Origin of the sequence: Mesorhizobium sp. M1C.F.Ca.ET.210.01.1.1, assembly GCF_004791585.1 — a bacterium.
Taxonomy (GTDB): Bacteria; Pseudomonadota; Alphaproteobacteria; order Rhizobiales; family Rhizobiaceae; genus Mesorhizobium.
Window position 1 is genome coordinate 1 of sequence record NZ_SRUU01000172.1, and the last position, 320, is coordinate 320.

The window sequence follows — 320 nt, forward strand, 5'->3', positions numbered from 1 at the left end:
GTCCTTGAATATCGGCCGCAGCCGGTGGCCGATGGCCTGGGAGACGGCATCGATGACCTCGCTGGCGCTGCCGTCGCCGGAGATTTCGAGAACCAGAGCGCCTTTCTCGACGCCGGAAGCGTCCTCGATTTCGCCAGTGCCGGCCACGGCGAGGCTGGTGAAGTGAATGGTGCCGGCGGTGTCGAGCGAGGCTCTCATCTCCTCGATGGCCGGATTGTCGAGCATGGCGACCTTGTCGCGGATGGCGTCCAGCGGCACGGACCGGACGACCGGACAGACCACTGTCACCATCGACTGATCGACGGTGTGGCAGAACGCCG

1 protein-coding gene is annotated in these 320 nt (G+C 65.6%); it reads right to left on the reverse strand.

Features of this window, described 5'->3' with window-relative positions; genetic code table 11:
- Window positions 1–320 (reverse strand): hypothetical protein (locus tag EN853_RS33445; RefSeq protein ID WP_135861370.1); only part of this gene is annotated, 320 nt, incomplete at both ends.